The organism is Hungatella hominis, assembly GCF_014288005.1.
In the GTDB taxonomy this organism is placed as follows: Bacteria; Bacillota; Clostridia; order Lachnospirales; family Lachnospiraceae; genus Hungatella; species Hungatella effluvii.
In genome coordinates this window covers 63,397-76,475 of the sequence record NZ_JACOPB010000019.1, presented here as the reverse complement: position 1 = coordinate 76,475, position 13,079 = coordinate 63,397, and the positions used below count along the sequence as shown (strand labels likewise).

Sequence of the window (13,079 nt, the reverse complement as noted above, 5' to 3'; positions counted from 1 at the left end):
TTAAATTATACTTCCCCTTTTGTAAATTTCGTCTCCCTCATTCAGCACATGCCCCTGCATGACATGCGCCTACAAACCGCCCTCAATGTTTTTGTTTTTTGTCATAACACAATTTTGAAGCCAATGCCGCCTGTCACTATGGGATGTATGAAAGAAATTTCTGAATTGCCTGCTCTATAGAAGTTAGAAACAGAATATCATAAAAACCTGAGATAATTCTACCACAAAGGTTTGGAAAACGCAATTGAAACTATCGGCAAATATTCCTGTGTCCTATGCATCAATTGCAGTTCACAGCCGTTGCACTTCACCTTCCTATATTAAAAACAATGGGCGAAGCCTTTGCTCCGCCCACACTCAATTCCATATTTCAACTGCAACACTTTATTCGCTAATCGAAAACTTTATTTGCTACTTAAAAAACAACTTCATATCATCTTCCACCGTTCCAATTCCTGCAATTCCGAACTGCTGAACCAGAACCTTCGCCACATTCGGCGATAAGAAGGCCGGCAGCGTCGGTCCCAGGTGGATATTCTTCACGCCGAGGGAAAGCAGGGCCAGCAGAACGATAACCGCCTTCTGCTCATACCATGCGATGTTGTAGATGATTGGCAGGTCGTTGATATCCTCCAGGCCGAATACTTCCTTTAACTTCAGAGCGATCACGGCCAGGGAGTAGCTGTCGTTGCACTGTCCGGCATCCAACACGCGGGGAATTCCTCCGATGTCGCCGAGATTCAGCTTGTTATACTTATACTTCGCACATCCGGCGGTTAAAATGACCGCGTCCTTTGGAAGCGCTTTGGCAAAATCCGTATAATAATTTCTCGATGGCGCCCGGCCGTCGCAGCCTGCCATCACAACGAATTTTTTAATGGCTCCGCTTTTCACTGCTTCTACAATCGGCTCTGCCAGAGCAAGAACCTGATTATGGGCGAATCCGCCGACAATACTGCCCGTTTCCAGTTCCACCGGCGACGGACATTGTTTCGCCTGATTGATCATCTGCGAGAAATCTTTCTTTCCATCTTCGCCCGCTTCTATATGCCTGCATCCCGGATATCCAACCGCTCCGGTCGTGTAGAGCCGTTCCTTATAGCTGTCTCTCGGCGGAACCAGGCAGTTGGTAGTCAGCAGAATCGGCCCGCCGAACGCCTCAAACTCTTCCTTCTGTTTCCACCATGCATTCCCGTAATTTCCCACAAAATGAGAGTATTTCTTAAAGGCCGGATAATAGTGAGCCGGAAGCATCTCTGAATGAGTGTACACATCGATGCCGGTTCCATCCGTCTGCTCCAGAAGCTGTTCCAGATCGTATAAATCATGGCCGGATACGAGAATTCCCGGATTCTTTCTGACCCCGATGCTGACCTCCGTAATCTCCGGATGGCCATATGAGGAGGTATTTGCCTCATCGAGAAGCGCCATGGCTGTCACTCCGTACTCTCCGGTCTCAAGGGCGAGCGCTGTCAGTTCCTCCGCGGTCAGCGCCGGATTCAGAGTCGCCGCCAGCGCCTTCTCTAAAAATGCCGCCGTGTCTCTTTTGCCGTCTGCCGTGTTCCTGTTTTCCGCCTTTGCTTCCAGAGCCGCGGCATGCTTTAAGTAGGCTGCCATTCCCTTAAGACCATAGGTAATCAGTTCCCGGAGACTGCGGATATCCTCATCTTCCGTGGATAACACACCGACGCTTTTCGCCTTCTCTTCCATATGCTCTGCGTCATCCCAGAGAGCCGCTGGAGACATTGGTTCCGTTCCTGACAGGCTTTTTGCTAACTCTCTTTTCATTTCCAGCGTTTCCTTTATTTTCCGGATAATCGCCTCATCGTCAAAATTGGCATTGGTAATCGTGATAAAGAGGTTTTCCACCACCTGGCTGTTTACCTCATCCGGAACGTTCTGATTCTCCTCCCGCATGCGTACCGCCACTTCTGAAAGCCCTTTTGTCACCCACACCAGCATATCCTGTAAAGCGGCCGTACGGGGCCCCTTTCCACAGACACCTGATTTTGTACATCCGGCGCATCCCGCCGTCTCCTGGCACTGATAGCAAAACATCTTGTTCTCCATATTGTACTTCCTCCATTCTATATTTCCTGCTTTTTAATATCTACAATCAGTTTCTTTTGAATTCGTAAACAGCTTATCATAAAAAGCGGCCGCAGTATGTTGCAATTACAACGGACTGCGGCCTTTTTTATATTTTTATTTCTTTATTTCTTTATTTATGAAATTGAAATGAAACTTCACAGCTTTTGCAGCCTTTTCTCCGTCACCATAAGCCCCTTTTCGTAGCGGTCGATCTTGTCGTTCAACCGGTCTAACGAGACCTGCATGGCCTTCATCCGCTGGGCCAGCTGTTCCCTCTGTTCAATCAGAAGATTCTTCCTGGCATCAATTGTTAAGTCTCCCTGATGAAACAGGGCTACATACTCGATCAGAGCCTCAATCTGAACTCCCGCCTTCCTCATGCAGATCATTAGCTCAATCCATCCGCAAGAAACGTCGTCATAATCACGAATTCCGCTTTTCGTCCGCGGAACGGGCGGAATCAGACCAATCCGCTCGTAATAGCGCAGTGTATCCGCAGTGATATCATATTTTTTGCTCACCTCTGCTATGGTCATTTTATCTCTCCTTCTGTTTCACTCATCCAGTGTATACAAGACATAGTTCCTCGTTCCGACTCCGATTGCTTCCGCGTGCTCCACGGTATGGATTCCGTGGCGTGACTCGATTCGCTCAATGAGTGCCGATCCGTCGGGAGCATCATAGACCTGGTCCACGCAGGCCTGGTCTAAGGCCACCGGGTCTAAGGAAGCTAAGATTCCGATATCGTTCATTTCCGGCGGAGCCGGGTGGGAATCACAGCCGCAGTCCACCGAGAGATGGTTCATCACATTGATATAGAGGATGGAACCGTTCCTGTAATCGGCCACCGCCTTGGCCGCTTCCGCCATGGACTCCAGGAAATCATCCTGAGGTGTATCGATTCCAAATCCGGTCGTTTCCTTTCCCGCACTGTGAATCAGACTCTTTCCCATAGCTGATGCAATACCAATGGACATATTTTTGAGCACGCCGCCGAAGCCGCCCATGGCATGCCCCTTAAAATGAGCCAGATTTACGATAAAATCATAGTATGCCAGATGCGAGCCCACCATGTCCTCTTTTAAATGAACACCGCCCGCCACCGGAATAGCAATGGAACCATCTGTATCCATAATATCATAAGGCGCGATAGTTTAAAAGCCATGCTCCTCCATTACTTTACAATGAGATTTAGTATCGGCCCTTCTTCCGCCATATGCCGTGTTGCATTCCACAATCGTGCCGTTTATCTCTTTTACCAGTGGCTCTATCAGCTTGAATGACAGGAAATGATGGCCTCCCGGCTCTCCGCTGGATATCTTCACCGCCGTTTGTGGCAAATGGCAGAATCGTCTTTCCGGCCAGCTTATACTGTGCCAAAAATGTCTTTACCGCCGGGGCAAACGTATACCACCATACCGGCGTTCCCAGAAATACGGTGCCATACTCCTCAGGGTCCACTTCCAGCGGCAGGATCTCCGGCATAAATCCCCGCTTCACTTCGTCCTGCCCCTGATCCGCCACCACATCATAGTTCTCTGAATAGGGCACCACGGTTCTCAGCTCTGCCGTCCTAAATCCCGTCTCGCGCTGTACCATTTCCGCAATCTTTTTCGTATTTCCACTGTAGGAATAATAGATAATGACTGATTGCATCGTGTTCTCCTTCCTTTTTGTATTACCACTGTACTACCTGGAGTTAACTCTAAGTCAAGAGGTTTTTTAAGATTTTTGCAGCTTTTTGTAAGTCAAATGAGCAGTTACTACACCCCCCCAAGAAGATCAAAAAGGCAGCCAGAATTAATCTGACTGCCTCCTCACTTCACTTACTCTTATTTCAAATACTTTCTCAGCACCTCTCTGACCGCCCCCTTACCCGCGATCTCTTCCCGCACCATCTCCGTAATATCGTCTCCGATTCCCGCCTCATACAGATCGATACCGAAAATATTCGCGTTTCCCAGAATCGGCCGGAGCTGGTCTTTTAAGCTGTCCGGATAGCCCCATGCGATTCCGGCCATCTGCTCCTGCAGCTTAAGGATCATGGGATCCGGGGAAAGCACAAACGTTTTGCCGTCGTCATCGACAGCAAGCAGATACCGAAGCCAGCCGGCAATGGCCAGCTGAATCCCTTTCAGCTTTTTCGCGTCACCGTATTTGAGAACACAGGCCTTGATATTTTCCCCAAAGCGGATTCCAACCATCTGTGAAGTATCCACTGCGATACGCTGCGGTGTATCCCCAAGATAAGGATTGGAAAAACGCACATTGATGCATTCGTCAATAAACGCTTTCGGAGAAATAATACCGGGATCCTCCACAAACTCCATGCCTTCCTGCAGCCCCACCTTTTCAGCCAGCTTAACCAGCTCTGGATCACTCATCTGATCAGAAAAGAGGTTGAAGCCCAGCATACACCCGTAAGGCGCCAGAGCGGTATGGATGGGGTTTAAGCAGACCGTAACCTTCATCCGCTCCGCCTTGTTCACGGTTTCGCGGCTTGTCATATAGACCCCGGCCTTCTCGAGAGCCGGACGTCCATTGGGGAAATGGTCCTCCACCACCAGATACTGCGGTTCTTCGGCATTTACAAAGGGCGCTATGTACGTCTGCTTATCGGTGACCACAATATCCATGTCCTCCACTCCGGCGTCCTGAAGCATCGCTCTCACCGCTTCACTCGGCCTCGGCGTGATCTTATCTATCATGGACCATGGAAATGCAATCTTCTCCTCGTCACTGATATAGCTTAAAAATTCCTCATCGACAAAGCCCTTCTTTTTCCATTCCTGTCCGATTTCCAGCACTGCGCTGCGAAGCTTCTCCCCATTATGGGAGCAGTTATCCATGGAGACAAGCGCCAGCGGCTTCGCCCCCGCCTGATACCGCTCAAGGAGCATGGCGGCTATGATCGCAACAGCCCCTGCTGCCCGGTCCGGGCCATAGTCAATATCGTCCAGAATAAAGCGGTAATACTGTCCGTCCGCACCGCGCAGCGCATATCCCTTTTCCGTGATCGTAAAGGAAACCATCTGCAGACTCGGATTGGCAAAGATCTCTCTTAAGCGCTGTCTGTCTTCCGTCCCGTCAGGCAGCCCCTTTAGTGCTTCCGTGAAACAGCCAAATACCCTTTTTTCTGTCGTTCCATCGTTATTTAAGATCACCGACAGGGAAAGATTGTCGTAGGGCTTATAGATCCGGTCAATGGTTTCATAGTCAAATGTCTCCACACAGACAATCCCGCGGTCCATCAATCCGTCTGCGATCAGACGATCCGCAATGCTGCCAATAAAAATACGAAAAATATTCCCAATACCAAAATGAACCCAGACTGGCGCTTCTTTTGTCCGCTGTGCCAGTTCTTCCAAATCATAGGATGGCAGTTCGATTCCTGCCTGATTCCATAGTTGTTTGTCTTTTATTCCTTCTAAAGTAAGTTTCATCAGCATCTCCTTTGGTCTGCATATCCTGTCAGTATTCATTAATCATATGCATAGACCGGTCCATATTTTTTATAATGGCACTGTCAAAATTCTTCTTGATCAACTCAGCTTTTTTCAAGGCGTACTCTGGCTTATCCCACAGATTGCAGAACTCCTCCGGATCCGTTTCATGGTCGTAAAGTTCTCCATACTCCATTCCATGGTAATTTACAATCTTATATCTGCCGTCATAATACATGGTCGCATAAATATTATCATGCGATCCCAGGAGACAGTGATAGAATTCTGAATAAACCGAATCTTTATGATGATGGGGATCCGCCTGTCCGGTCAGAATAGGGAGGAGACTCTTCCCCTGCATATAATAAGGAACTTCCTGTCCGGTAAGTTCCATCAGGGTCGGAGCCAGATCCACAAGTTCAACCAGCGCATCACTTTTTAGGCCGCTCTTAAACAGGGACGGACACGACATAATAAGCGGAACATGAACCAGCGCCTCATAGAAATAGGCACCTTTCCAATAAAGGCCATGGTCTCCATTCATCTCGCCGTGATCACTCATAAAAATCACGAGGGTCTGCTCCCTTTGCCCCGTCTCCTCCAGGTAATTCATCAGACGGCCAAACTGATCGTCAATCAACTCTATCTCTGCATAATAATCACGAAAACGTTCTCTCCTGTCATCCTCCGTCAGAGTCGGATACGGTTCCGCCTGCCCATCCTGGCCGCCCTGCATATAATCCTTCTGCTGGTGCGGAGGTTTGCTGTCCAGCTCCCCAGCCTTCCACAAAGGCAGCGGCATATCCTCAATGTTTAGTCTGTCCTTGTAGGCCTGAGGCGGATCCAGGGGTGGATGCGGATCGTAAGGGTTCATGCTGATCAGCCACGGTTTCCCGCTGCTGCGGTTCTGTTCGATAAACTCAATCGCTTTTTCAACACACCAGGTTGTTTGATGGTACTCGGCCGGCACACCAACTGTTTTACCTGTAAAATGAGGATTCGGTTTCGGCGGCCACGTTGCCATACTGGTATATTTTCCCCCGTAGATATCTTCCCAGCGAAGGCCTTTCTCTTTCAGCCAGTTTTGATAATCATTTTCGCCGCCCGGCCAGTCGTCGTTAGGATGTTCACTCCATTGAACATAGCTGTAGCCATCGTCCGTGCGCTTTTCCATCCGCCCCTGTGCAGAAGTCAAATGAAGCTTTCCGGATAAGCCGCAAACGTATCCGGAATCAGCCAGAAGCTTTGTCACCAGCTTTTCGTCTTTTGAATAATTGTCATTGCCATTATAAAATGCTTTTGTAGTTCGGGGATATCTTCCGGTTAAAAAACAGGAACGGCTGGGTGTACAAACCGGCGCCTGGGTATAGGCCCGGGTAAATGCAACCCCTTCTTCTATCAATTGATCGATGTTTGGTGTATGAATATATGGATTTCCCAGCGCATGAATCGTATCATAGCGCTGCTGATCCGTACAAAACCAAACAATATTTACCGGTTTCTGACTCATCTCTCCATCTCCTTTATCAGAAACCATAGACTCGGTGCATGGAATTATCCATATTGCAGAGTACGGTATGATCGAAACTCTTCCTCACCAGTTCTGTTTTTAACGTCTCATATTCCGGTTTATCCCACAGATTATGGAATTCATTCGGATCCGTCTCATGGTCATACAACTCTCCGAACTCTTTTCCATGGTAAATTACCAGCTTATATCTCCCATTATAATACATTGTTGCATTAATGTCTTCATGAGTTCCTCTCAGGCAGTGATAAAACTCACTGTAAACTGCATCTTTGAAATGATGGGGATCCGCCTCTCCTGTCAGTATACCATAAAAACTCTTTCCCTGCATAAAATAAGGAACTTCCAGTCCTGCAGCTTCCATCAGTGTCGGAGCGATGTCTACGAGTTCCACCAGCGCGTCGCACTGTAATCCCTGTTTGAAGACGGACGGGCAGGAAATGATTAAGGGTACGTGCACGAGGCCCTCATAGAAATAGGCGCCCTTCCAATACAACCCATGATCGCCGCTCATTTCACCGTGATCACTCATGAAAATAACAATCGTATCCTCACGCTGCCCGGTTCGGTCAAGGTACGTAAGCAGTCTTCCAAACTGGTCATCGATCAGCTCTATTTCCGCATAGTAATCTCTGAAATGCTCCCGTTTTTCTTCATCTGTAAGCGAGCCTATGGGCTCCGCCTGGCCATCCTGTCCACCTTGAATCACATCCTTCTGCTGATGGGGGGGCTTCCCCTCCATCTCACCGTCTTCCCAGAGAGGCAGCGGCATATCTCCTATGCTCAGCTGGTCTTTGTATTCCTGCGGCGGATCCAGCGGCGGATGGGGATCGAAGGGATTCACGCTGATCAGCCACGGTTCTCCGGTATTTCTCCTGCTCTCAATAAAATCGATCGTCTTCTCCACACACCATGTAGTCTGGTGGTACTGTGCGGGAACGCCCACCTGCTTCCCCGAAAATGCGGGATTTGCCTGCGGCGGCCACGTAGCCATAGTCATAAACTTACCGCCGTAGATTTCTTCCCAGTGGACGCCTTTTTCATTCAGCCAGTTTTGATAATCATTTCCTCCATCCTTCCAGTCATTATGAGGGTGGTGACTGTACTGGAAATAGGAATACCCGTCATCGCACCGCTTCTCCACTCTGCCTTCCGCAGATGTCAGATGAAGCTTGCCTGCCAGGCCGCACGTATACCCTTCATCAGCCAGCAGCTTCGTCACCAGTTTTTCATCTTTTGAGAACTCTTCATTTCCATTAAAGATCGTCTTCGTCGTTCTGGGATAACGTCCCGTTAAAAAGCAGGCGCGGCTGGGCGTGCAGATCGGCGCCTGCGTATAGGCCCTGGTAAATGCAACGCCTTCCTCCACCAGCCGGTCAATATTCGGCGTATGTATATAGGGATTGCCAAGGCTGTGAATGGTATCCCACCTCTGCTGGTCCGTACAGAACCAGACAATATTCTTTTTCTTCTTTTCCATATTTACCACCATTTAATAAGTTCAGTCACTTTATTCCGAAGCTCAATAAACTGCGGATCCGCAATATCACGCGGACGCGGAAGCTCGTTGATCAATGTTGTTTTAACTGTTGTCGGCTTGTTCGTCAGAATCATAATTTTATTGCCCAGGTAGACCGCCTCTTCGATATTATGTGTGATAAATAATACCGTAGTTTTCGTCATCTGCCACAGCTTCACCAGCTCATCCTCCAGCCGGAAGCGAAGCTCAATATCCAGCTGCCCATACGGCTCATCCATCAGCAGCAGTTCCGGCTCCGTGGCGAATGCTCTTGCGATGCTCACCCTCTGCAGCATACTGGCAGAAAGCTGTTTGGGATAGTATTTCCTGTATTTGGTTAATCCCACGATTTCCAGATACTTCTCTGTCCGCTCCTTCTTTTCTGCATCGGAAAGCGGCTTATACAGCAGTCCAAAGCCCACATTTTCTTCTACGGTCAGCCAGGGCATGGTTGAATTTCCCTGAAAGATATACGCTATATTCTGCTTTTTCGTATCCACCTTCTGTCCATCCAACAGGATTTCGCCGGAGGTAGTATCGTAAATATTTACCAAACTGTTCAGAAAGGTTGTTTTTCCGCAGCCCGTGGGACCCACGACGCAAAGTAAATCGCCATCCATTACGTCAAAAGACACATCGCTCAGAACCAGCAGATCCCCAAATTTCTTCGTCAGGTGTCTGACCTGTACTTTTATCTGATCACTCATACCTAATCCTCCCATCTATCCAGGATGCCGGTTATTTCCTTACGAAGCGCCAGGAATTGTTTCGAAACCAAATTTCTGGGTCTGGGAAGATCGATGACATATTCCTTCTTTACTGTTGCAGGGCAATTGGTAAGAACAATAATTCGATCTGCAAGATACAGTGCTTCTTCAATATTATTGGTTACAAAAATAACCGTACGTTTCTCTGCGCTCCATATTCTCTGCAGTTCCTCCTGCATTAAATATCTGGTTTGCGCATCCAGCGCGCCAAACGGCTCATCCATCAGCATTACATCAGGCTCGTTGCAGTATGCTCTCGCGATGCCGACACGCTGCCTCATACCTCCGGAGAGCTGAACGGGATAGGAATTTTCAAAGCCCTGAAGCCCTACCAGGTCGATATATTTCTGCGCCCGTTTTTTCCGTTCTTCCTTATTCACTCCGGCTATTTTAGGTCCATATTCGACATTGCCCATGGTTGTCATCCAGGGAAAAAGTGAAATGGACTGAAACACCACTCCCCTGGAGACATCCGGCCGGTCAACCTTCTTGCCGGAAGCGGTTATGCTTCCCTCTGTGGCCGGTTCAAAACCGGCAATCATGTTGATAATGGTTGTTTTTCCGCACTGGCCGGGGCCAAAAAGGACCAGGAATTCATTTTCTCTGGCGGCAAAATTCAGCACGCGCACGACTTCGTGTTTCCCCTCCGGCGTATCAAATGTCTTACAGACGCCTTTGCATTCTATTACTGTATTTATCTTCCGCTCTTGTTCCATCGACACATCACCTCTTCAGCTTTACGCATAATATAAGCCAGTAAAAAACCAACAACGCCAATCATAATGATTCCGGCCAGAATCTGGGTCATATTGTTGTTATCCATACCGGCCTGAATAATCCATCCCAGGCCGTTCTCTGCCTTGATCATCTCGGCTGCCACCACACTTGCCCACGCAGACGATATTCCGACCTGAAGTCCTGCAAAAATAGCAGGAACCGATGCTGGAATTACGACAGTGGTAAAAATCTGACGTTCCTTTGCCCCAAGCATCCGGGCTGCATGAATCACTTCAGGATCGACATTCATGGCCCCAGTCATCGCATTCAATGTGGTATTGGCAAATGCCGCCAGGAAAATAAGGAATATTTTAGCTTCTTCTCCAAGTCCAAACCATATAATAGAAATCGGAATCCAGGCAATCGGAGGAATCGGACGTATAAATCTGAAAATCGGATTAAAAATTGCCCTGGCGAGGAGATATCTTCCCATCAGCAAGCCAAGTATTACACCGGCCAGAGATCCCAGGCAGAAGCCGATCAGTACTCGTCTCAGACTGCTCAGCATGTGAATGATAAGACTGTATTTGCCCACCACGCCGATACAGTACTCGAAGGTCGCCTTCAGCACCACTACGGGGTCCGGCAGAAGCTTCGACAAGTCTGTGTAATGCGTCACGAACCACCAGAGAAGCAAAAATGCTCCAATCGAAATAACCGCACATATGACTGATAATAATTTTTCTTTTGTATTTTCATTCATTCTGCATTCATTCCTTTCGCAACTTTTACTTCAAGCCAGTGCAGAATTGTATCGAATAGTAATCCGACAATTCCGATCATGATCATACCGACAAATACAAGCGCCGGTTTTGAAGCGTACCTGCCCTGCTGAATCATATATCCGAGGCCTACGGAGGAGGCAAGGAGTTCAGCCGCAACGAGAGCCATCCAGGCCGCTCCCATCGCCACTCTCAGCCCGGTAAAGATCATCGGCAGTGCAGTGGGAATCGCTATTTTAAATAACTTTTGCAAATTTGAAAATCCGAAGACATCTCCAACCCAGAGATGTTCCTGTTTCGTCTGTTTAATTCCGGTGTAGCTGTTTACGATGCATGCAACCGAGGTGCTGAGAAAAATAACAGCGGCCTTTGGTAAAATGCCGATACCGAAAAGTAGAATAAACATCGGAATCCAGGCAAGGCCCGGAACCGGCCGGATTAAGTCAAACAGCGGTCTTGCAAGACGGTCTACCCACTTAAACCAGGCCATCATGATCCCCATCGGAACCCCGAACAGCACTCCCAGAGAGTATCCGAACAGCGCTACTTTCAGGCTTCCCATCAGATGGGTCGGAAGCGTCGCCCCATCCGGTACTTTCGAAGTCATTTTCTGCACAAATGTTTTGGCAACAGTGAGCGGTCCTGGAAAGACGGTTTCCTGTTTTAAATGCAGAACATTAATGCAGACATACCAGGCTGCCAGCACGAACAGAACCGTGCAGCAGGAAATAATTGTATATTTGCTGATTTTCTTCTTCGTTTTCATTGAACTTTCTCCATTTTAAATCAATCGTATTACTCCTCAAGTTTCTGCGGTTTTATCCCGTCAGTACTCCATCGGCTCTGCCGATATTACAAAGAAATCCCGGCCCTTTTAATGTAAGATTTAGTTATCGCAAAAATATTACAAAACAAAAGGACCGGGATTCTCAATAATTATTTCCGCGAGCAGCGGGCTGCCTGACTACTCAGCTGCCGCCCACTTTTTTATGGAAGTAATGAAGCTGTTATCAATACTTGCCTTTACATTAGTCACATCATCTTCTGTTACCTTTTCGTTGGTAAGAAGGAACTCTGCAGCGTAATTCATAAAGCTTCCCAGCAGATAGTCGCCGCTGTCCACCGTATCCAGAGTAAAATAGCTCTTAAGACTGCACTCATCGATGACATCCTGCTCTTTATAATCAAGCCCCTCATCTACATACCATTTATAAGCTACCGCAACTCTGTTATCCTGATTGTTTAACATATCCTGACATGCTTTATAGTAGCAGTACAGGAAAAGCTCCACATCCTCCGGGCGCTCCTCGGCCACCTCATTCTGGCAATAAACCGCGTCAATAATATCCTGGGGCGACACCTGTGTAAAATCAGAGACCTGTACATAACCATCTGCTGCAAGAATAGCGGCATAAGTAGGATTCACCGCAATTAAATTGCCCTGACCGGATTCAAATGCAGCCAGTGCAGAGGAGTAATCCAGGTTCGTAAAGGTAAAGGAATTTGCATCAATGCCGAAATACTGCATATATGCGATAGCGTTCATCTGAGCAGTTGTATTCATCGGCCCAAGGATAACCGCATCTTTTAATGCATCTGCACTTCCATAGACACCATTCGCATCTGCGCCGGCCTTGTAGATCGCATCATCCGGGCGGCCGTAAAGCGTCTCACCGCTGATCGTCAGACATCCGTCCCCGATATACTTATACATGCCGGTAGACAGAGCATATACAGAAGCCATACCGGATACGGCAATATCACATTCGTCGGCTGCCATCGCTTCATTGACGAGGGTCCCCTGAGAACCAAAGTTTACGATTTCAACATCAAGTCCTACCTCTTCATAATATCCTTCCGCATAGGCATACCATGCTGGAAGTCCCACCCAGTTTGCCAGAGTGCCGATCACCAGCTTCTCGCCTGACGCTTTCGGCATGACCGCCCCCGCAGTCTCCTCCGCTGACTCCTCTTTAGCCTCTGCTGTGGTTTCTTTTGCACTCTCAGCTGCGGCTGTGGTCTCCGCCGCCTTCTCTGTGGTCTTACTTGAACTGCCGGAACCGCAAGCTGTCATCGCCAGAACCATAGAAGCCGATAATGTTGCCGCCAATACTTTCTTTCCGAATCTAACCATTGTAATCCTCCCTCTCCTTTGGGTTTGTGTGAGTTTACGCATACGTATGCGTTTGTTGCATGGTTAAATTATAGCTCCCGGTAAAGTCATTGTCAATA

The 13,079-nt window shown here is 48.2% G+C and carries 12 protein-coding genes; all 12 read right to left on the bottom strand.

Features of this window, described 5'->3' with window-relative positions; all coding sequences use genetic code 11:
* Nucleotides 1–411: 411 nt before the first annotated feature.
* The 12 genes from hcp to H8S75_RS26720 all read right to left on the bottom strand — a co-directional run bounded on the left by hcp (nt 412) and on the right by H8S75_RS26720 (nt 12,981).
* Nucleotides 412–2,070 (bottom strand): hydroxylamine reductase, encoded by a 1,659-nt coding sequence (hcp, locus tag H8S75_RS26775; RefSeq protein WP_187024140.1) that lies wholly within the window; start codon nt 2,068–2,070, stop codon nt 412–414.
* Between the two features lie 176 nt (nt 2,071–2,246).
* Nucleotides 2,247–2,627, bottom strand: coding sequence for a MerR family transcriptional regulator (locus tag H8S75_RS26770; RefSeq protein WP_187024139.1), 381 nt, complete (start codon nt 2,625–2,627; stop codon nt 2,247–2,249).
* Between the two features lie 18 nt (nt 2,628–2,645).
* The gene (locus tag H8S75_RS26765; RefSeq protein WP_349768998.1) at nt 2,646–3,224 is read right to left on the bottom strand and encodes a DUF362 domain-containing protein; all 579 of its coding nucleotides are present in this window, start codon (nt 3,222–3,224) and stop codon (nt 2,646–2,648) included.
* Between the two features lie 58 nt (nt 3,225–3,282).
* A complete protein-coding gene (locus H8S75_RS33440) occupies nt 3,283–3,747 on the bottom strand; it encodes a flavodoxin (RefSeq protein WP_349768997.1) in 465 nt (154 codons plus the stop codon).
* Between the two features lie 176 nt (nt 3,748–3,923).
* On the bottom strand, nt 3,924–5,534 hold the full coding sequence (locus tag H8S75_RS26755) for a mannitol dehydrogenase family protein (protein ID WP_187024138.1): 1,611 nt from the start codon (nt 5,532–5,534) through the stop codon (nt 3,924–3,926).
* Between the two features lie 28 nt (nt 5,535–5,562).
* Nucleotides 5,563–7,044 (bottom strand): sulfatase family protein, encoded by a 1,482-nt coding sequence (locus H8S75_RS26750; protein WP_187024137.1) that lies wholly within the window; start codon nt 7,042–7,044, stop codon nt 5,563–5,565.
* 16 nt (nt 7,045–7,060) lie between these two features.
* A complete protein-coding gene (locus H8S75_RS26745) occupies nt 7,061–8,542 on the bottom strand; it encodes a sulfatase family protein (protein WP_187024136.1) in 1,482 nt (493 codons plus the stop codon).
* Between the two features lie 2 nt (nt 8,543–8,544).
* Complete coding sequence (locus H8S75_RS26740) at nt 8,545–9,288, bottom strand: ABC transporter ATP-binding protein (RefSeq protein WP_055659243.1); 744 nt, start codon at nt 9,286–9,288, stop codon at nt 8,545–8,547.
* A 2-nt stretch (nt 9,289–9,290) separates the two neighbouring features.
* A complete protein-coding gene (locus H8S75_RS26735) occupies nt 9,291–10,064 on the bottom strand; it encodes an ABC transporter ATP-binding protein (protein ID WP_187024135.1) in 774 nt (257 codons plus the stop codon).
* Nucleotides 10,043–10,828 (bottom strand): ABC transporter permease, encoded by a 786-nt coding sequence (locus H8S75_RS26730; protein WP_002602763.1) that lies wholly within the window; start codon nt 10,826–10,828, stop codon nt 10,043–10,045. The genes H8S75_RS26735 and H8S75_RS26730 overlap by 22 nt, the downstream gene beginning before the upstream one ends.
* Nucleotides 10,825–11,613 (bottom strand): ABC transporter permease, encoded by a 789-nt coding sequence (locus H8S75_RS26725; RefSeq protein WP_002602762.1) that lies wholly within the window; start codon nt 11,611–11,613, stop codon nt 10,825–10,827. Before H8S75_RS26725 ends, H8S75_RS26730 begins: the two co-directional genes overlap by 4 nt.
* A 198-nt stretch (nt 11,614–11,811) precedes the next feature.
* Nucleotides 11,812–12,981 (bottom strand): ABC transporter substrate-binding protein, encoded by a 1,170-nt coding sequence (locus H8S75_RS26720; protein ID WP_187024134.1) that lies wholly within the window; start codon nt 12,979–12,981, stop codon nt 11,812–11,814.
* Nucleotides 12,982–13,079: the final 98 nt, after the last annotated feature.

Bases quoted from the DNA above. Each gene is read 5' to 3' on its own strand.
- H8S75_RS26725 (WP_002602762.1), bottom strand. From the start codon at position 11,613: ATGAAAACGAAGAAGAAAATCAGCAAATATACAATTATTTCCTGCTGC.
- H8S75_RS26750 (WP_187024137.1), bottom strand. From the start codon at position 7,044: ATGAGTCAGAAACCGGTAAATATTGTTTGGTTTTGTACGGATCAGCAG.
- H8S75_RS26770 (WP_187024139.1), bottom strand. From the start codon at position 2,627: ATGACCATAGCAGAGGTGAGCAAAAAATATGATATCACTGCGGATACA.
- H8S75_RS26765 (WP_349768998.1), bottom strand. From the start codon at position 3,224: ATGGATACAGATGGTTCCATTGCTATTCCGGTGGCGGGCGGTGTTCAT.
- H8S75_RS26735 (WP_187024135.1), bottom strand. From the start codon at position 10,064: ATGGAACAAGAGCGGAAGATAAATACAGTAATAGAATGCAAAGGCGTC.
- H8S75_RS26745 (WP_187024136.1), bottom strand. From the start codon at position 8,542: ATGGAAAAGAAGAAAAAGAATATTGTCTGGTTCTGTACGGACCAGCAG.
- H8S75_RS26730 (WP_002602763.1), bottom strand. From the start codon at position 10,828: ATGAATGAAAATACAAAAGAAAAATTATTATCAGTCATATGTGCGGTT.
- H8S75_RS33440 (WP_349768997.1), bottom strand. From the start codon at position 3,747: ATGCAATCAGTCATTATCTATTATTCCTACAGTGGAAATACGAAAAAG.
- H8S75_RS26755 (WP_187024138.1), bottom strand. From the start codon at position 5,534: ATGAAACTTACTTTAGAAGGAATAAAAGACAAACAACTATGGAATCAG.
- H8S75_RS26740 (WP_055659243.1), bottom strand. From the start codon at position 9,288: ATGAGTGATCAGATAAAAGTACAGGTCAGACACCTGACGAAGAAATTT.
- hcp (WP_187024140.1), bottom strand. From the start codon at position 2,070: ATGGAGAACAAGATGTTTTGCTATCAGTGCCAGGAGACGGCGGGATGC.
- H8S75_RS26720 (WP_187024134.1), bottom strand. From the start codon at position 12,981: ATGGTTAGATTCGGAAAGAAAGTATTGGCGGCAACATTATCGGCTTCT.